This is a genomic window from Marinoscillum sp., from assembly GCF_965229915.1.
GTDB lineage: Bacteria > Bacteroidota > Bacteroidia > Cytophagales > Cyclobacteriaceae > Marinoscillum.
Genome location: NZ_CBDDJZ010000002.1, coordinates 237,664 through 254,337, shown reverse-complemented (window position 1 = coordinate 254,337; position 16,674 = coordinate 237,664). Strand labels below are relative to the sequence as shown.

Annotated in this window: 18 protein-coding genes; 14 read left to right on the top strand and 4 right to left on the bottom strand. The window is 43.8% G+C overall.

Features of this window, described 5'->3' with window-relative positions:
* The first annotated feature begins 56 nt into the window (after positions 1–56).
* Complete coding sequence (locus ACO067_RS23140) at positions 57–239, top strand: hypothetical protein (protein WP_421879016.1); 183 nt, start codon at positions 57–59, stop codon at positions 237–239.
* 66 nt (positions 240–305) lie between these two features.
* Positions 306–1,097: a polyphosphate kinase 2 gene (gene ppk2 / locus ACO067_RS23135; RefSeq protein WP_421879011.1), complete on the top strand. Its 792-nt coding sequence runs from the start codon at positions 306–308 to the stop codon at positions 1,095–1,097.
* A 9-nt stretch (positions 1,098–1,106) separates the two neighbouring features.
* Here the strand turns inward: ppk2 and ACO067_RS23130 are convergent, their stop codons facing one another.
* On the bottom strand, positions 1,107–2,372 hold the full coding sequence (locus tag ACO067_RS23130) for a M23 family metallopeptidase (protein WP_421879008.1): 1,266 nt from the start codon (positions 2,370–2,372) through the stop codon (positions 1,107–1,109).
* Positions 2,373–2,563: 191 nt separating this feature from the next.
* Between ACO067_RS23130 and ACO067_RS23125 the strand changes: the two genes are divergently transcribed.
* The 10 genes from ACO067_RS23125 to ACO067_RS23080 all read left to right on the top strand — a co-directional run bounded on the left by ACO067_RS23125 (position 2,564) and on the right by ACO067_RS23080 (position 10,816).
* Positions 2,564–3,229: an FAD-binding oxidoreductase gene (locus tag ACO067_RS23125; RefSeq protein WP_421879005.1), complete on the top strand. Its 666-nt coding sequence runs from the start codon at positions 2,564–2,566 to the stop codon at positions 3,227–3,229.
* 37 nt (positions 3,230–3,266) lie between these two features.
* The gene (locus ACO067_RS23120) at positions 3,267–4,439 is read left to right on the top strand and encodes an Nramp family divalent metal transporter (protein WP_421879002.1); all 1,173 of its coding nucleotides are present in this window, start codon (positions 3,267–3,269) and stop codon (positions 4,437–4,439) included.
* Between the two features lie 30 nt (positions 4,440–4,469).
* The gene (locus tag ACO067_RS23115) at positions 4,470–5,792 is read left to right on the top strand and encodes a cytochrome P450 (protein ID WP_421878999.1); all 1,323 of its coding nucleotides are present in this window, start codon (positions 4,470–4,472) and stop codon (positions 5,790–5,792) included.
* A 92-nt stretch (positions 5,793–5,884) separates the two neighbouring features.
* Positions 5,885–6,442, top strand: a complete 558-nt coding sequence (locus ACO067_RS23110) for an RNA polymerase sigma factor (RefSeq protein WP_421878996.1) — start codon at positions 5,885–5,887, stop codon at positions 6,440–6,442.
* A gap of 12 nt (positions 6,443–6,454) precedes the next feature.
* Positions 6,455–6,865, top strand: coding sequence for a hypothetical protein (locus tag ACO067_RS23105; RefSeq protein WP_421878993.1), 411 nt, complete (start codon positions 6,455–6,457; stop codon positions 6,863–6,865).
* Between the two features lie 181 nt (positions 6,866–7,046).
* Positions 7,047–7,535 (top strand): hypothetical protein, encoded by a 489-nt coding sequence (locus tag ACO067_RS23100; protein ID WP_421878990.1) that lies wholly within the window; start codon positions 7,047–7,049, stop codon positions 7,533–7,535.
* A 107-nt stretch (positions 7,536–7,642) separates the two neighbouring features.
* On the top strand, positions 7,643–8,254 hold the full coding sequence (locus tag ACO067_RS23095; protein ID WP_421878988.1) for a hypothetical protein: 612 nt from the start codon (positions 7,643–7,645) through the stop codon (positions 8,252–8,254).
* A gap of 81 nt (positions 8,255–8,335) precedes the next feature.
* Complete coding sequence (locus ACO067_RS23090; protein WP_421878985.1) at positions 8,336–9,433, top strand: L,D-transpeptidase family protein; 1,098 nt, start codon at positions 8,336–8,338, stop codon at positions 9,431–9,433.
* Positions 9,430–10,083, top strand: coding sequence for a L,D-transpeptidase (locus ACO067_RS23085; protein WP_421878982.1), 654 nt, complete (start codon positions 9,430–9,432; stop codon positions 10,081–10,083). The genes ACO067_RS23090 and ACO067_RS23085 overlap by 4 nt, the downstream gene beginning before the upstream one ends.
* 7 nt (positions 10,084–10,090) lie before the next feature.
* Positions 10,091–10,816 carry a hypothetical protein gene (locus ACO067_RS23080; RefSeq protein ID WP_421878979.1) on the top strand — a complete coding sequence of 242 codons (726 nt, stop codon included), beginning with the start codon at positions 10,091–10,093 and terminating at the stop codon, positions 10,814–10,816.
* Between the two features lie 288 nt (positions 10,817–11,104).
* Here the strand turns inward: ACO067_RS23080 and ACO067_RS23075 are convergent, their stop codons facing one another.
* Entirely contained in the window at positions 11,105–12,760 is a 1,656-nt protein-coding gene (locus tag ACO067_RS23075) for a sodium:calcium symporter (RefSeq protein ID WP_421878976.1), read from the bottom strand.
* Positions 12,761–12,835: 75 nt separating this feature from the next.
* Positions 12,836–15,529 (bottom strand): prolyl oligopeptidase family serine peptidase, encoded by a 2,694-nt coding sequence (locus ACO067_RS23070; protein WP_421878973.1) that lies wholly within the window; start codon positions 15,527–15,529, stop codon positions 12,836–12,838.
* A 95-nt stretch (positions 15,530–15,624) separates the two neighbouring features.
* On the opposite strand from ACO067_RS23070, the gene ACO067_RS23065 reads away from it, so the two are divergent.
* Together ACO067_RS23065 and ACO067_RS23060 are read left to right on the top strand one after the other, a co-directional pair.
* Positions 15,625–16,014, top strand: coding sequence for a (deoxy)nucleoside triphosphate pyrophosphohydrolase (locus tag ACO067_RS23065; RefSeq protein ID WP_421878970.1), 390 nt, complete (start codon positions 15,625–15,627; stop codon positions 16,012–16,014).
* A gap of 66 nt (positions 16,015–16,080) precedes the next feature.
* The gene (locus ACO067_RS23060) at positions 16,081–16,497 is read left to right on the top strand and encodes a DUF1801 domain-containing protein (protein WP_421878967.1); all 417 of its coding nucleotides are present in this window, start codon (positions 16,081–16,083) and stop codon (positions 16,495–16,497) included.
* Between the two features lie 3 nt (positions 16,498–16,500).
* Here ACO067_RS23060 and ACO067_RS23055 read toward each other — a convergent pair whose 3' ends face one another.
* Positions 16,501–16,665, bottom strand: coding sequence for a DinB family protein (locus ACO067_RS23055; protein ID WP_421878964.1), 165 nt, complete (start codon positions 16,663–16,665; stop codon positions 16,501–16,503).
* Positions 16,666–16,674 lie beyond the last annotated feature (9 nt).

Here is a 16,674-nt window from a genome sequence, read left to right as displayed (position 1 = left end):
ATATCATATGTTCCTGGATCGGACTACTTTGGGTTGGTTTTCAAACAAAAAGAATCATGTCTGGATCGAAAAGTGCACAAGGTGCTAATGGGTTCTTATACTTCACAGGATTTATTGGTGCTGCCGTTTATTACATTGGCGCTGCTGCGGGGTTTTGGGCGGGAGTAGTTGGATTGCTCAAGGCCCTGGTTTGGCCAGCGTTTTTGGTTTACGAGGTTTTTGCACACCTGGCATCCTAGCGGAAGCCCTTCATCACTGATGTTACTGAATTAGGGTTATGTTTACCTGACCTAACTGTACTGCCTATGCCTTCAAAACTGACGAAAACTACCTATGAAACCAGCCTGCGCCAACTCCAACGAGAATTGGTTTACCTACAGGAATGGGTCAAATCACAAGGGCTGAAGGTAGCTGTGATCTTTGAAGGGAGAGATGCATCAGGAAAGGGAGGAGCCATCAAACGAATCACCGAGCCGTTGAATCCACGGGTATGCCGAATTGTCGCATTGGGTGTGCCCACTGAGCGGGAGAAGAGTCAATGGTATTTTCAGCGGTATGTTCCACATCTACCGGCAGCTGGTGAGATGGTATTGTTCGATAGAAGCTGGTACAATCGGGCTGGTGTAGAACGGGTCATGGGTTTTTGTACCGATGAGGAATACGAAGAATTCCTGCGATCGGTGCCCCTGTTTGAAGAAATGCTGATTCGGTCGGGGATCGTATTGATCAAGTATTGGTTTTCGGTGAGTGATGAAGTGCAGGAGAAGCGTTTCAAAGAGCGCCTCAAAAAACCAGAAAAACGCTGGAAATTTAGTCCTATGGATTTACAATCCAGGTCTAAATGGCTCGCCTACAGCAAAGCCAAAGACATCATGTTTGAGCGAACGAGTACTGCTAAGAGTCCCTGGTATGTGGTAAACGGGGACGATAAGAAAATGGCACGTTTGAGCTGTATTCAGCATCTTTTGAGTAAGGTGGATTACCAGCCGTTTGACCTGTCTGCTGTAGACCTTCCTGACATCCCGGATCAGGGCAGTTATGAACGTCCACCGTTTGAGGAGCAGAACTTTATACCACCTTTTGAGCCTAAGGATTGATATCAACTGCTACATCACAGATCCTGTCAACTGATTGCTGTAGAGTCTAACTACATCAAAAAACACCGCTTCATTCTCAGGTAGAATGCCGGGTCGTTTAGGAAAGTCAAAATCCAGAGGATCTCGCTGTTTTCCTTTATACCAAACCCTCAAACAGAGGTGTGGCCCGGAGGACCAACCGGTACTACCTACATAACCAATGACTTGTCCTTGCTCCACTGAGTCACCCAAGTGGATGGATGAATCGATTTTGGTCATGTGCAAATACTGAGTAGATAACTCTTCAGAATGCTTGATTTTCACATTATTGCCGTTTGCCCTTCCGTACCTTGCTCGAGTGATGATGCCGTCTTTCAATGCCTCAATGGGAGTGCCCAAATTGGCTTCAAAGTCCATTCCATAATGCGCTTTGTAGCTTCTTCTGGTGGGGTGAAATCGTTTCTGAGCATATAGGGAGGTGATCTGATCAAATACCAGAGGAGCATGACTCATGTTCTCACCTTTGGGATCAAAGTACTCCCAGCCGTTCCCATTGTCGAAACCATATGCGCTATAAGTGAGCTTGTCATGTGTGAAGTGAATAGCAAGAATATTTCGACAATCCAGCATCTCGCCATCAGCCCATTCTTCCTCATAAATCACTTTGAAGTGGTCTTCCTTCATCAGGTGACTAAAGTCAATTTTCCAGGCAAAAACACTTAATATCTTATCCGCCAGGTTCTCAGGAGCTCCTTTACTTAATACCGTTTGAGCCAGGGATGATCGAATGGGCGTATCTATGGTTTTTATGCGTATGTCTACTTCCTTCTCGGTAACACCGATCATATTGGTCACAAAATCGACAGTCAGTTCCTTTCGCTGTTCCAGATCGTACGTTAGCATGACAGGGTTTTGATTGCTTTCATCATACTTTACCCGGTAGACATTGCCTACTTGAAACTGATTTAAATCTATTGTTTTGCTGATCTGATAAGCCAGTGCATGTACTTGCTCGTCTGGTAGATCAAATTCCTGAAGGATCCTATGAAACGAATCGCCGTATTTTACCTGATACTTACGAACCCGCGGGGAACTAGTGGATGTGGTAAAAGAGGGTACGATCACCGCCTTCGGGGCAGAGGGTTTTAATGGCCACAGTATCTGATTAGAGGAAACGATTCCAGCTTTGGCTGTATCGTCCTGCACGATTTCCTTGATGGGGTGGAACTGATCATAGTAAGACCAGATGACTATCGCCAGGATCAAGATGGTAATTAGAGCCAGGAGTTTCTTCACTTTCTGGTAATGAGCTTTTCTGTTGAGTTTTTTGTCGGGTCAAAACTAGTACAAATAACAAAAGGTAACAAACCCGTAACAACCAGGTCATTTGGAGTGGATTTAAAAAGAAGTGCATTCTGCTATAACTATCGCTTAACTAAGCAGTTGGTTAGTATATAACAAGATTAATCACCCAAATTATCATTAGAATGGCTCACAATGTTGTAGTTAATGAAGTGTTATCCTTAACACATGACGTGAAACGAATTAGAACCTCAAAACCCAAAGGATACGAGTTCACTCCAGGGCAGGCTACAGAGGTCAGTCTGAATAAGCAAGGGTTTGAAGATGAAAAACGACCCTTTACATTCACCTCGTTGCCCTCAGAAGACCATCTGGAGTTCGTCATCAAATCGTACTTTGACCATGATGGAGTGACCAAGCAGATTGATGCGATCAGAGAAGGAGACGAACTGTTGATAGATGACGCCTGGGGAGCCATCGAGTACAAAGGAAAAGGGATCTTTATAGCAGGTGGAGCAGGAATTACCCCTTTTATAAGCATTTTTCGCGACCTCTACGAACATGGAAAGATCGGTGATAATAAGTTGATCTATTCAAATAAAACAGGCAAAGATGTAATTCTGGAGCCATTCTGGCAGGAAATCCTAGGAGAGAACTTTACCTCGACATTGACCCGAGAGAAAATAGAAGGTCATGATCACGGTCGGATTACCATGGATTATTTGGGAGATCGTATCGATGATTTCTCACAGCATTTTTACGTCTGTGGCCCGGACGAAATGGTCAAAAACATCACTGGCCTTTTGAAGCAACTGGGAGCTTCACCAGAGGGGCTGGTCTTTGAAGAATAGAAGCGGTATGTAAGGTAAAATTACTAGTTTCGGGATCATGAAAAGATTCCTTTCCATCATTGGTCCCGGACTCTTAGTGGCAGCTACAGGAGTTGGGGCTGGTGATCTGGCTACTTCTGCACTGGCAGGCTCAGTCATTGGCTTTACAGCGATATCAGCTATTGTCCTGGGAGGAATCATCAAGTTTACACTCAATGAAGGTCTGGCTAACTGGCAATTGCTGTCCAATGAGACGATTTTGGAAACAGCTATGAATCGCACCAACAGGGTAGTCAGGTGGCTTTTTTTAATCTATCTAATGGTGTGGAGTTTCACAGTAGCTGTGGCTTTGATGAGTGCCACCGGAGCGTCCTTTTATGCCATTTTCCCACTCGCAGACCCTAAGATGGGTAAAGTAATCTATGGAGCAGGATTCAGCCTGATTGGATTCATTTTAGTTCTTGTTGGTGGGTTTTCATTCTTTCAGAAACTTATGACTGGAGCAGTTGCATTGATGCTGCTATCGGTTTTTTATGCTGCTTTCAGTCTAGATCATTCGGTGGGTTTCAGTCCAACGCATCTGATCCCTGATACTGATGACTGGTCCTGGTATCTGGCTGTAATGGGAGGAGTAGGGGGCACGGTGACCATATTGTGCTATGGCTACTGGATCCGTGAGGCTGGTCGTACCTCAAAGGACCGAATCCAAACCAGAGTCGATTTGATGACTTCATACGGCATTACCGTGCTGTTAGGAATAGCGATGGTTGTAATAGGTAGTAATGTGCAGGTGAAGGGAGGCGGGGCTGGATTGCTCGTCAGTCTTTCGGAAGTTCTTGATAGTCAATCGGGTGTGTTGGTTGGTTGGTTTTTTCGTATTGGGGCTTTTGCAGCGATATTCAGTAGTTTACTTGGCGTTTGGCAGAGCGTTCCCTACCTGTTTCTGGACGTAATGAAAGGGGTCATGCCTAATCAGGTTGCAGCCAAAAAGTGGTATCGAATATACCTTGGATGCATTGCTTTTATTCCATTGGTCGGACTGCCGTTAGGATTTGCCACCATGCAAAAAACCTATGCTATTACAGGAGCACTTTTTGTGCCGATGCTAGCCGGGGTACTACTGTATCTAAGCATGTCTGATCATCGTTTCAAGTCTGGCTGGGGTTACAAACTATTATTGGTGGGTATTCTAGTGTTGTTTCTTGTGCTTTTTACTTTTACTTTTTACTAAAATCAGGTCATGATCTCACCATGCTAATTCATGAAGAACTTACCCAAAGCCTTTCCTGGCAATTTTACGTTTCGTAATCTCAAGCAATTTCAGCAAAACCCGCTGCAGTATATGAAGGAAGCTGTCGGCGAATGTGGTTCACCAGTTGACTTGCATCTGCCTATGGGAGATTTTGTGGTTTTGAATGATCCTGAGCAGTTTGCTGAAGTATTTACCAAAGAACGAACTCACTATACCAAAAGCCGTGGTTACCAAGAAATTGCCCACGTATTGGGCAATGGACTGCTAACTGCTGAAGGTGAGGAGTGGCATGAACAACGCAGGGCGCTACAGCCATCTTTTCATAAGAATGAATTGAGGAAGTTGCTACCCTCAGTATGGGAAACAGCCGAAGCGTATCTTCATGGAATGACAGATGGACAGTCACTTCGTCTGGATACAGAAATGAGCGGGTTGACCATGACCATTTTGCTCAACTCATTAATCAAATATCAAGATCAACAGATGGTCGCTAAGATGAGCGAACACATTGTTTTTGGACAGGATTTTATTGTCAACCGCATCAGGAGCCCTTTCAAATGGCCTTTGTGGCTACCAACAACCACTAATCGTAGGTACCATCGCATGATGAAAGAAGCGAATGATCTTATTCAAGTATGTGTGGATGAGCGTAAGGTAGATGCGACTTCTGTAGAGGATTTATTAAGTGTCTTGATGGACTACTATGATCCCGATGAGCAGTTTCTGGAGATTAGGAATCAGCTACTGACATTTCTGGTGGCGGGACATGAAACCTCCGCGATTGCCATGACCTGGACTTTGCATTCGTTGGCGCACCACCCCAGCATTCAGGATAAGGTATATCAGGAGGTAAAGGGGCTTCGGTGCCTGGATGACCTGGATGTGATGAACTTTAGCAATCTGACCTACACTGCTCAAGTGATCAAAGAGAGTTTGAGGTTCTATCCTCCAATTTGGAATATCGTTAGGTTGGTGAAGAAAGCCGATGAGGTGGGAGGAGTAGCTATTCCTGCCGGAAAGCAAGTGATGCTCAACATCTACCTGATGCATCACAATGAACATTATTGGGATAATCCCGATTCCTTTGATCCCGATCGATTTCAGGATTACGCTGCAATGAAGCATAAAATGCAGTATTTACCTTTTGGAGGCGGCGGTCGCTTTTGTATTGGTAATAATTTTGCCTTGTATGAAATCATGATACTCTTGGTGAAGTTTGTCCAGCAGTACGAGATCATTCCTCAAAGTCCCAAAGATGTACCTTTCAATCCTCTGCTGACCCTGAGGCCTAAAGATGCAGTTGAGGTGGAGTTGAGAAAAAGAGTTGAATGAACAATTACCTGAATCAAATGCAAAGCACTGTTATTACCTTAGTAAGGAGGTGAAGCTGTTATTGCGCGAATTGATGTTTATCTTTGAAATGAATGAACCCTCATATCAAAGCGACTGATGAAGAGCTGGTTGATCTGGTTGTCGCCGGTTCAGGTAAGGCGTTTGAAGTCTTATACAACAGGTATTTTCCTAAGGTAATGGACAAATGTCATGGCTTGTTGAAAAAAAGTAGTGAAGCGGAGGAGTTTGCTGAAGATATACTGTCGAAGGCATATGAACGGTTGCCTTCTTTTCAGAAGAAATCTTCATTTTCTACGTGGCTCTATTCCATCACTTACAACCATTGTATCGATTATTTGAGAAAGAAAAAACACCTCCACTATCCTAACTGGGATCAGGAGCAGGAGTTTCCGGATATTGCTGAGGAAGAAACAGAATTGGAAGAATTGACCTATGAGAAATTGGAACTCATATTAGATCAAATTCACCCGGAAGAGAAGGCTATTTTGTGGATGAAATACATGGATGATTTGTCCTTGAAACAGATAAGTGAAACTTTACGTATTACCGAAACAGCTACAAAAATGCGTCTTAAGCGAGCTCGAACAAGAGTACTTTCTTTATATGAAAAAAAATACCGAAACAGCTAACAAGAGCTGATCATGAAAAAGGAACAAAGTCAGTTTATCCAGAACTTGCTCAATGGATCAAGAGAACAACCACCTGCGTCCTGCATGGATACATTTAGAAGTAGCTTCACTGATGCTATAGCACAGGAGTGGAGTTTGGTTGGAGAACATTATGAAGTTGTATTCTATCGGAATAGCTTGGAGCATACCGCCCGATTTACCCAAAATGGAGTACTCTTGGATTATCGGTTGAAATTGACGGCTGACCTGCTGCCACCCGCCATATTGAAGACAGTACGGGCCAAAGGCGAATTGATGAATAGTGTGCTGATGAATATGGGACGGTCTATTGTCTATGAAATGATTATACGGGATTCCAACCTCAACCGATATCAACTGGAGCTGAATGAACTTGGTGAGGTGCTAGCTGAGCACCAGCTATGATTTCAGTTATACTTCAAGATCTTCACTCATAATCTTTTTTGTTTTGCTTAGAGCAACTCAATCGTATCTTGTAAGAGTATGATAATTAATGAATGATAAGATATTATTCCTACGAATGAGTGACTTGTAGACCAGCTAACCGTCTAAAGAGCAATCGCATCAATATTGCGATGAAAATCATATGAAAATAGACGTGTTTACCACCGTGATGGCCATTGTCTTCATCCTGGCTATCTTCGGCCCAATAGTATATCTTGAGCTCAGGAGAAGAAATCGGATTAAAAACATGCGCAGTGCTTATCTCCAGTATATTCACGCACTAAAGCTTCTACCTGGCTACTTCGAAACCTGGTCCAACAAAGCCTTAGCCTTGGACAAAACTCAACGCACTTTAGTTGTTTTGACAGAATCCAAAGACGGGTTCGATAAGCGATTTATAGACTTAACAAAAGCTGCTACGTGTCGTGTGTTGGCCACTAAAGATCAAGTGATTCTGGTCATTGACAAAAAGTTTGGTCTGGAACAAATGCCAGAGCCCATTAAGTTGTTTGACGCTAATGTGGATGACCCTTTAGAACTTGGTTTTCACAAAGTACTTGCCAAACGATGGGCCGACAGGATCAATAGAGCCATTATAAAGACCACTAGGAAACCAAGAAGGGCGGCATAAAAAATATTTTTAAAAACCTGTTACTTTTCAAACATTAGCCGTCTAAATCACGAAATCTAAAAAAGATATGTGGGAATAAATCCAGGCATATCTGAGGTTTTAAAGTCATGAAATCTAATCGTTTATTCGTGAGTGCCCTGATACTAGGTATCACTGCACTGACCATTACAAGCTGTGGTAAAGCACCACAAGAGAAAATTGATTTAGCGAACCAGGCTGTCCAAAATGCTGGAGCAGCTGAAGCTCAAACATATGCTACAGAAAGTTATGTGGCCCTTCAGGATTCATTGAAAGCTGCGTTGGAAGCTGTAGAGGCTGAAAATGGAAGTTTGTTCAAAGACTACTCAGTAGCCATAGCTAAATTGGATCAGGTAGTAGCTTACTCTGATGATGTGAAAGTGGAAGCTGAGCTGGGCAAACAAGCCTATGCAGCCGAAATAGCTGCTAACATTCAAGCAATCCAAACGTTGCTGGCTGAAAACAAACAGCTGATTGAAGAGGCTCCTAAAGGAAAAGAAGGTACAGCTGCTTTGTTAGCTATCAAAGGCGAACTGGAAGCGATTGAAAGTTCGGTTACAGAGCTCAATGAGCTCGTGGCTACTGGTGAGTTAATTGCTTCTTCCCAAAAATCGAAAGTTTCTAAGGAGAAAGCGCTTGCTATTAACGGTGAGTTGAAGGGGGTGATCGCTAAATACAAAGGCAACAATAAGAAGGCTTAATTCCACAATTCGTTGTGTAGGTTTATGGAAACCCCGGATGGCAGCTTTGCCTGAAGGGGTTTTTTAAATACAGGTTATTCAGTGACACAAGTATCCAGAATTATAGTGGTCTTTATGACCCTTTTGGCCCTTACAGCCATAGGCTTGACCATCACCCAAAAAGTAGAAGATGCCCCCAAAGAAACACTTGAAAGGGCCAGGTTAGCCATTTCAGCAGTGAAACTGGAATACGGAGTGACTTATGCTCCCGGGGAATTGGAAAAGTCGATGAATTACTATGACTCGGCCATGGAAGCCTGGAAACAGCAAAACGAAAAAGTTATGATCTCACGAGATTATTCGCTTTCAAATTATTATGCCGATCAGTCCATTTTTTGGGCACATAGTGCACTTGATGCTGCACGAATGAATTTAAGAAATGCGCAGAAATTATTGACTCGTCAGCGAGAAGAGCTCGCGGATCAGCTCAAGCAGTTTAAAATGGTTTACCAACCTGTTTTGATTGGCTCTAAAGACTTCAATGCCTTTGCTAAAGTGCAAATACTATTGAAAGAATCCGAATCCATTGAAGATGTAACATTGGCTAACCAACACATTGCGGAAGCAAAACATGTACTGGATAGGTTGGAAGAGGGTATTCAGAATCGACTTAAGACCTATTTTGAGGATTATTCCAAATGGCAAAGACTATATCAAGCTGCAATCGAACAATCGGCTAAACGGCGAGAGCCTCTGGTGGTAGTTGACAAGCTGGCAGGTAAATGCTTTTTGTATCGATCTGGCAAGCTAAAGCAGAGCTTTGATGTGGAAATGGGACCCAATTGGTTGGGAGACAAGCAACACGCTGGAGACAAAAGAACACCAGAAGGTATTTACCAGGTGGTGAAGAAAAGAAAGGGAACGGATACCCGTTATCACAAGGCTTTGCTCATTAATTATCCGAATGAAGAGGACCAAAAGAAATTTGATTTCCACATGGCACAGGGTACGTACAGTCCCAATACACAAATAGGTGGATTGATAGAGCTACACGGACATGGAGGCAAGGGTACCAACTGGACTGATGGATGTATTGCATTACCTAATGATAAAATGGACAGACTATTTGAACAGTGTGAAGTAGGTACCTCAGTAGTTATTGTGGGTTCTCTTAAACCCCTAGATCAATTACTGCCATGAAAAATATGAAATGGCCTTGGGTTGAAAAGGCCTATTTGATCTTGCTAATGGTCATTGGGCTTACGTTGGTGCCATTTGCATTTCAAACAGTGAGGATATGGGGCATCCCGAAAGAAACCTATGGTGACAAGGAAGGATTAGAGGAGTTAGCCACTTCATTAGAAAAACAAGTGGCCATTCTTGACCAATCCTTATCCAAGAAAATGCCGAGAGGGAATTACCTGATCATCAACAGATCAGCCAACGAATTTACGTTGAAAAACGGTATGGACGTTTTGCGATATGACAAGTGTTCAACAGGTAGCTTTATTAAACTTACTGGAAATAACAGCCAACAATGGATGTTTAAAACCCCTCAAGGGGAATACAAGATTCTGGCAAAAACAGTAGCACCTGTATGGAAAAAGCCCGATTGGGCGTTTGTGGAAGCCGGACTTCCTATTCCACCCGCCAACCATCCTTCCAGGTTTGAGTATGGCGTTTTAGGGGATTATTCCTTGAGCATTGGGAATGGTTACCTGATCCATGGTACGCTATATCAGCGGTTTCTGGGTCTGCCGGTCACTCATGGATGTGTTCGTCTAAACGATGACAACCTGGAGTTGGTGTATAAGTCACTCCCAGTGGGAGCTAAAGTGTATATATTCTAAAAGACGCATGAAAATTGCATTAATGATCGTAGGCCTTGCTGCACTAGTGTTAACAGTGAGTGTGGTTACCGGACCCGACAGGTTCCTTAAGGGACTGGTTGCTGAACAAATTGAACCGGTCGATGAATCTTTGAACCACAGTAGGTTGGACTCCATCGTACATGTGTTGGCTTATAAGGAGGCGTTGTTGGAGCTTTCCAAGCAGGATTCCATTCAGTTGGTATTGGATTTAAAAGCTTCTGCTGTTTACCTCACCATTCATGGTGTACCGGTGTTTCAATCACTGATCAGTGAACAAGAACTGGATGCCTTTTTAAATAAGTTCTCCAATGGTGTTTACCGTAAGGTCTTTCAAAAACCACTTCCAGTTGCTCATACCTATGCGACCATCGTGAAGGAGCCTGTAATCGAGCAGCAGGCACCGAAAACACCCGAAGAGGCCATGGCGGTAGCGTACATGCCCGATACCATTCAGGATGAGTCGGTCTATTTGTATCTGGAATTAGCCAATGGAATCGGCATAGGACTTGAACAATCGAATAGACATTCACTCACAGATTTGGCCGCTTATCTCAAGTATAAAAAGGAAGTATACCTGCGCAGGTGGTCCAACCATTGGGATCATAAATGGTATCAGTATCAACCGGAAATCACCGCTAGATTACCAAAAGAAGATTTGAAAGCGATCTATCGGGCCTTGTCTGACAGTCCACAGGTTGTGGTGTATTATTGATCCATAAGAATTAAGGAAGTGAAGGGGCTGTCTCAAAAGCGGTGCTCTTGTCATCCTGAACTGGTTCCGCATGAAATGTCAGGATCTAAAATGCATTGATATTCAACTACATAGATTCTGAAATAAACCTGTCTGCCGACAGGCAGGTTCAGAATGACACCAATTTCAGGCTTTTAAGACAGCCCCTTTTTTAGTTTCCTTTTTTTGTGAGGATCTTTTTGAACAGGTACACAGTAACGAGCAACACCATTAGTTGCGTGGTTACCATCCAGAGAATAGCTTCTAGATTCATTTCAATTCGCGGTTTTTAGTGGCTTTAAATACCAACCAGGAGATCATTACGAACAAACCGACCAGTAGAATTCTGGATATGTTTCGGTAATGCAATTGTTTTTCCAGTACTTCCATTTGATTAGGATCGGTTGTCAAACTCAGCTGTTCTTTTATATCAGCGTGTACGAGCTTGCTCAGAATAGAAGAGTGGTCTAAAGACCAACCGTTTCCGTCGAGTAAGGACTGCATGGCGGCTACCCAGTTGTTGTCCATAGGAGTGACCAAGGCGCCAATAAATACGATAAATAACAGTGAGGGTGTAATGTATTTTATGACCCATTTGTATCCACCAGGGAGCTGAAGTTCTCCACCACGATTGATTTCCGCCCAGCCATTATCAATCCCCCAGATCCAGGCGAATAAGATGACTTCTGCCAGGGCAAAAATGACCAGAGACACAGTGCCAGCCCAGTAGTCAAACTCATCAAAGACTCCATATTGATAGAACAATACACTGGGCAGTCCTAATACTAATGTGAGTAGCGCAAAAGAAGCAGCCCCTTTGGATTGGCTCCAGTTATATTCGTCACGCATGAAGCTCACCCAGGGTGTTCCCATGGCGAGTGATGAGGTGATACCAGCAAAGAACAAGAGGCCAAACCACATGACACCTGCGATCATGCTGAGCACGGTACCCCACTGGTTAAAGAGGAATGGCATGGTTTGGAAAGCTACTCCAAAGCTGATGTGTTCCCTGACCCAGTCCAAACCCAGATAACCAGCCGCAAGAGGAACCACTATCAAGCTGCCCAATACAATTTCAATGAACTCGTTGGTAAACCCGGCGGTGGAGGCATTTAAAGTGATGTCTTCGTTGGAGCGTAAATAAGCCGCATAGCAGTGAATGGTACCCATGCCAACGGATAAGGTGAAAAAGATCTGTCCTGCTGCGGCAAACCAGATTTTAGGCCGCCACAAGGAGTCATATTCTGGTGTCCAGAGAAAGTTTAACCCATCCCACGCGTTGGCATTTGGAAAGTCCGGAGAGGCCGCACTGGTTCCTAGAGAAACCGCTTTAACGGCCAATACAATACCAAATAGAATCAACAGCGGCATTCCAACTTTGGCTACCAGTTCAACGCCTTGCAGTCCTTTGCTTAAAATTAGCCCATTGAGTCCAACACAAATAATGAAAAGAATGAGCGCTTCAGCTGGAATTCCGAAAAAGCTGGTGCTCAGTGATATATACTGCTCAAAAAAGGTGACGATTTCAGACTGACTGAGATTGGAAAAGGTACCTCTGAGGGAATGCAAAGCATAGGAGAGGGTCCAGGATTCGATGTAGCAATAATAGGCGGCCACCCCGATGTTGGTAAAGATGCCGAATACTCCAAAATAGGCCCAAAATCGCTTTCGCCCAATGGACTGTAGGATGAATGGAGAGGCATGGGCTTTGTGCAGACCGCCATAGCGCCCCATGGACCATTCCACCCAAAGCAGCGGTAGTCCCATTAGAAGAAAACAAGTGAGATAAGGAATGATAAAAACCCCACCACCATTTGTCACTGCCTGTACCGGAAAACGTAAGAAATTACCTAACCCTACAGAATTGCCCGCCATGGCCAGAATCAACCCAATTCTGGATCCCCACGCTTGATCATTAGATCCCATTTAGACGCAATTAACGTAATTGCAGCTACAAGGATTGTTGTTCTCTCTAAACTATTTTTTCTTGCGTCGTTGGGCTTATTTTTGGACCACCACCCGAAAGCCTACTTGCACAGAAGTTCGCGGTAATGCCGCGTTCATGGGGTCCACAAAATCGTAAGCACTGTAATCGTAAACCTTTAGTTCTGAGCCATCCAGGTAGTATTCAGCTACATTACCACCCAGATCAAAAACCCGGGCTTCATCCGATAACTTAACGGTGCCAAAGTTGCCAACAGATTTGATCATTCCAGATTGAAGGGTGCTGAGCTTCTTTTTTAGCGGCCCTACATCGGGCAAAGTCAATTCGTAACCCGCCCAGTAGTTGAGGTTGTTTTGTGATTTAGCAGCACCTCTTCCTTTCTCATGGAGTGTCTTTGCTTCCGCCTTGTTGGGTAGGCGATAGGTTTTCCCTGTTTTAGTACTTAACCACTTCAGGTAGTCATCTATCTGCTGTTTGTTCAATCCAGTGACTGGATGATTTGCCACTAATCGATCAAAGTCTTTGCCTGTGGACGCGTGGTACTGAGCCATGGTCACTTCAAACATCCCAATGGAAATACTGTCTTTTGCCAGACGAATCACCGGTGGCAGCAGTGCATCATCAGCCATAGTTCCGATCAGTCCATCGATTCGAGCGCTATCCACTTTCAACGCTGCAGCCAGAGGACTGTCTTCTTTGAACGATTCGTTTTCGTCTTTCTCCTCTCTGAATAAGTATTGATCAATCCAGGCGATTTCTTCTTTCATCTTTCTTAACTGGTGAGTGATTTTCTGTAAACCATGCGGCTGCCCAGGAAACCAAAGAAACTTCACAGGTGTCTGTCCCACCTGCTGTAGCCCCCGATAATTTTCCCATCCCTGATCGCGTGGTACCGCCCGGTCTTCACTGCCATGAAAAATGATGGTAGGCGTTTTAATTTTTTCAATTTCGAAAATCGGGGAGTTGTTGATGTACCATTCATTGTAGTGTTTGCCATTGATATCATCCCAAGGTGCTCCACCGAAATAGCTCTGATCAAAAGTCACCCCAAACTGACAGGTTCCATAGTCGGAGGTCCAGTTGATATCCCCGGCACCAGGTGCGGCTACCTTGAATAAGTCCGGGTATTTTAAGGTCATCCAGGTAGTTAATATGGCACCGTTGGACCAGCCCATCGTTCCCAGCTTGTCCATATCGATCATGCCTTTCTCGTTTAAATGCTGGATACCATTGTAGATGTCGATTTGTTCAAGACTGTAATAATTACCATTCTTGATGGATTCGATGAATTCCAGTGAATGGGCACCCGACCCATGATAGTTGGGTTTCAGGACAAAAGCCCCTTTATCCGTGTATATCTGTGGGTAAGTAGACCATCGCTCACTCCAGGCGTCTCTATCTACTCCTGTTGGCCCGCCATGAATCGACAGGATTAATGGGTATTTCTTGCCCTTTTCATAGTTTTTAGGGTAGTAGAGAATACCATTTACTTCGTCATCATTGGCACCCTTCCAGTAGACGACTTCTGATTTGGCAATCGCCTTTTTTTTGAGTGCATCATTGAGCGATGTGAATTTCTGCTCATTGGTAAACGAAATGGTTTTCTTCTTACTCGCCAGATTTGCCGTGTAGTACTCTGGCAATTGTGAAGCGGTAGAATGGGTGTAGAGTACTTTCTTTCCGTTTTCACTCACCGCCAGGATACTCACATGCTCTTGTTTATCTCCAAGATCTATGGCAGACCGTTCCCAACTGGTTCCATTTTTATGGTAATAGCTGATCTTGTAGTAAGGACCGTTGGCCAATTCAGCTAATACATTTGACCCCACCAGGTAAAAGTCACTCAATCCATTTTCCCAGTTGAGGTTGACTTCTGTTAAACTTTTGGTGGACAGGTCATAGTAATACAGCAGATCTATCCCTGCACCATTCCATTCCGGATTGCTCGATTGAGTCGCTGAGAAATAGAAACCTTTGGAGTCAGGCGTAAACTGAAAGCCTCTAGGTTCTTGTAGGCCTTCAAATAGACGAGTTTCCTCTCCTGAGGTGATGTTCTTTAGGTAATAATTAGGTTTGGGGTTGCCATCTATGCCATAGTCTGGAGAGGTAGTTTCCTCATAGATCACGTATTTGCCATCCTTGGACACACTGTAGGATGATATGCGGTAAGAGTTTTGGGTGAGACGTGTGGTTTTCTTGTTGTTAACATCAAAAGTAAAAAGTCTCTTGGGATTCCAGTGCGCAGTATCTTCTACTACCTCTGTGTCGTCTTTTTCATTGGTGATATCATAAAGAGTCTTACCTTCACCAGCCACAAATATGAGGGTACTGTCATTGAGCCAATCCATACTACTGATGCCATTGGTAAACTCTTGAACCTCTTCAGGTTCACCACCATAAGTACTTAGTTTCCAGAGCTTTTTGCCTTTGTCTCTTGAGGAAAGGAAGTAGATGGCTGATCCTTCTTTATTGAACAAAGCATTGTAATCACTTTCTTCTGATCGTGTGAGCTGGACAGTCATGGGGACATCCTTGTCCATCATATTCAGCCGGGTAAGGTATAGATGAGAAACGAACTTGTCCTTTTCCTTGAGTCCTTCTCTTTGAGACCAGACAACCATTGAAGCGTCTTTGGAGAAAGAAGGATTAGATACATATTTGGTATGAATAATTTCCTCAGGAGTCCATCTATCCTGAGCGAGACATACGTGAGTAGCAAAGAGAGCTAGTGAGAGTAGTAAGTATTTCATAGGTTAGCTTTAATGGCATTAATTTAGTTCAATTAACTCATATCGGAGGAGTCAATTCTGATTGATGGTTGGCGCTCTGTTCCAAAGGCAAATGGATGATCGAAGTAACTTGTGCAGTAATAATAGAAGAAGGCAGATTGCTTTGTGCTCAGCGCAACGAAATGGATAAGCATTCACTGAAGTGGGAATTGCCTGGTGGTAAAGTAGAAGTGGGGGAAAGTCATGCTGAATGTCTGCAAAGAGAGCTGAGAGAGGAACTGGATGTGGTGGTGGAGGTAAATCAACAATTGTCTGTCAATGTTCATCAGTATGAGCACTTGTCCTTAAGGCTGATTCCGTTTAGGTGCAGCATATTGGCAGGTACGCCTAAACCCCGGGTTCACCAACAATTGCGGTGGATAGCCCTGGATCATTTGTTAGAACTGGACTGGGCAGAAGCAGACATACCTATTATTAAACGACTAATTACTGACCGACTATCTTGATTAGATTTTAGGCTATTTTGTGCCTAGTGACATAGGGTTGTCACTGAAGCTGATTATTCTTGTCCTATGGAGATCATTGAAAGCGATCAAGTCCGGCAGGTGTTTATGGAATATCCTGATGAAGTTCGGCCCAAGCTTAATCAACTGAGGGACATCATCATCGAAACGGCAGAAGAGGCACGAGTTCCCAAACTGATAGAAACAACCAAATGGGGTGAGCCTAGCTATGTGGCTAAAAAAGGAAGTACGATCCGTATGGACTGGAAGTCTAAAACACCCGATAAGTATTACCTCTTTTTCATATGTTCTACTCAGCTTGTAAGCACTTTTCGTTTCATTTTTGGAGATGAATTAACATTCGAAGGTGACCGTGCCATCGTTTTTGACTTGAATGAGGAGCTACCTGTAAAGCAGATCAAAAGATGCTTGCAACTGGCATTGAATTACCATCAAGTCAAGCACTTACCTCATTTAGGTGCTTAGAACTTAGAACAACTGATACTCTGGTGGAGTAATACCCAGCAGTCTGAGATAAATGGCACATTGGCCTCTATGATGCGAGGCATGCTCTAATGCTTTGGTTACCCAACCTATTCGAGTGACTTTGAAGGGTCCGCGCTCGATCACTTCATACAATTCTTCAGGATTCATTTTAGCAAT

What these genes read in the sequence shown, in the direction of transcription:
- ACO067_RS23075 (WP_421878976.1), bottom strand. Translation starts at nt 12,760, where the DNA reads ATGGGATCTAATGATCAAGCGTGGGGATCCAGAATTGGGTTGATTCTG.
- ACO067_RS23085 (WP_421878982.1), top strand. Translation starts at nt 9,430, where the DNA reads ATGAAAAATATGAAATGGCCTTGGGTTGAAAAGGCCTATTTGATCTTG.
- ACO067_RS23120 (WP_421879002.1), top strand. Translation starts at nt 3,267, where the DNA reads ATGAAAAGATTCCTTTCCATCATTGGTCCCGGACTCTTAGTGGCAGCT.
- ACO067_RS23080 (WP_421878979.1), top strand. Translation starts at nt 10,091, where the DNA reads ATGAAAATTGCATTAATGATCGTAGGCCTTGCTGCACTAGTGTTAACA.
- ACO067_RS23140 (WP_421879016.1), top strand. Translation starts at nt 57, where the DNA reads ATGTCTGGATCGAAAAGTGCACAAGGTGCTAATGGGTTCTTATACTTC.
- ACO067_RS23070 (WP_421878973.1), bottom strand. Translation starts at nt 15,529, where the DNA reads ATGAAATACTTACTACTCTCACTAGCTCTCTTTGCTACTCACGTATGT.
- ACO067_RS23125 (WP_421879005.1), top strand. Translation starts at nt 2,564, where the DNA reads ATGGCTCACAATGTTGTAGTTAATGAAGTGTTATCCTTAACACATGAC.
- ACO067_RS23055 (WP_421878964.1), bottom strand. Translation starts at nt 16,665, where the DNA reads ATGAATCCTGAAGAATTGTATGAAGTGATCGAGCGCGGACCCTTCAAA.
- ppk2 (WP_421879011.1), top strand. Translation starts at nt 306, where the DNA reads ATGCCTTCAAAACTGACGAAAACTACCTATGAAACCAGCCTGCGCCAA.
- ACO067_RS23100 (WP_421878990.1), top strand. Translation starts at nt 7,047, where the DNA reads ATGAAAATAGACGTGTTTACCACCGTGATGGCCATTGTCTTCATCCTG.
- ACO067_RS23095 (WP_421878988.1), top strand. Translation starts at nt 7,643, where the DNA reads ATGAAATCTAATCGTTTATTCGTGAGTGCCCTGATACTAGGTATCACT.
- ACO067_RS23060 (WP_421878967.1), top strand. Translation starts at nt 16,081, where the DNA reads ATGGAGATCATTGAAAGCGATCAAGTCCGGCAGGTGTTTATGGAATAT.
- ACO067_RS23110 (WP_421878996.1), top strand. Translation starts at nt 5,885, where the DNA reads ATGAACCCTCATATCAAAGCGACTGATGAAGAGCTGGTTGATCTGGTT.
- ACO067_RS23115 (WP_421878999.1), top strand. Translation starts at nt 4,470, where the DNA reads ATGAAGAACTTACCCAAAGCCTTTCCTGGCAATTTTACGTTTCGTAAT.
- ACO067_RS23105 (WP_421878993.1), top strand. Translation starts at nt 6,455, where the DNA reads ATGAAAAAGGAACAAAGTCAGTTTATCCAGAACTTGCTCAATGGATCA.
- ACO067_RS23065 (WP_421878970.1), top strand. Translation starts at nt 15,625, where the DNA reads ATGATCGAAGTAACTTGTGCAGTAATAATAGAAGAAGGCAGATTGCTT.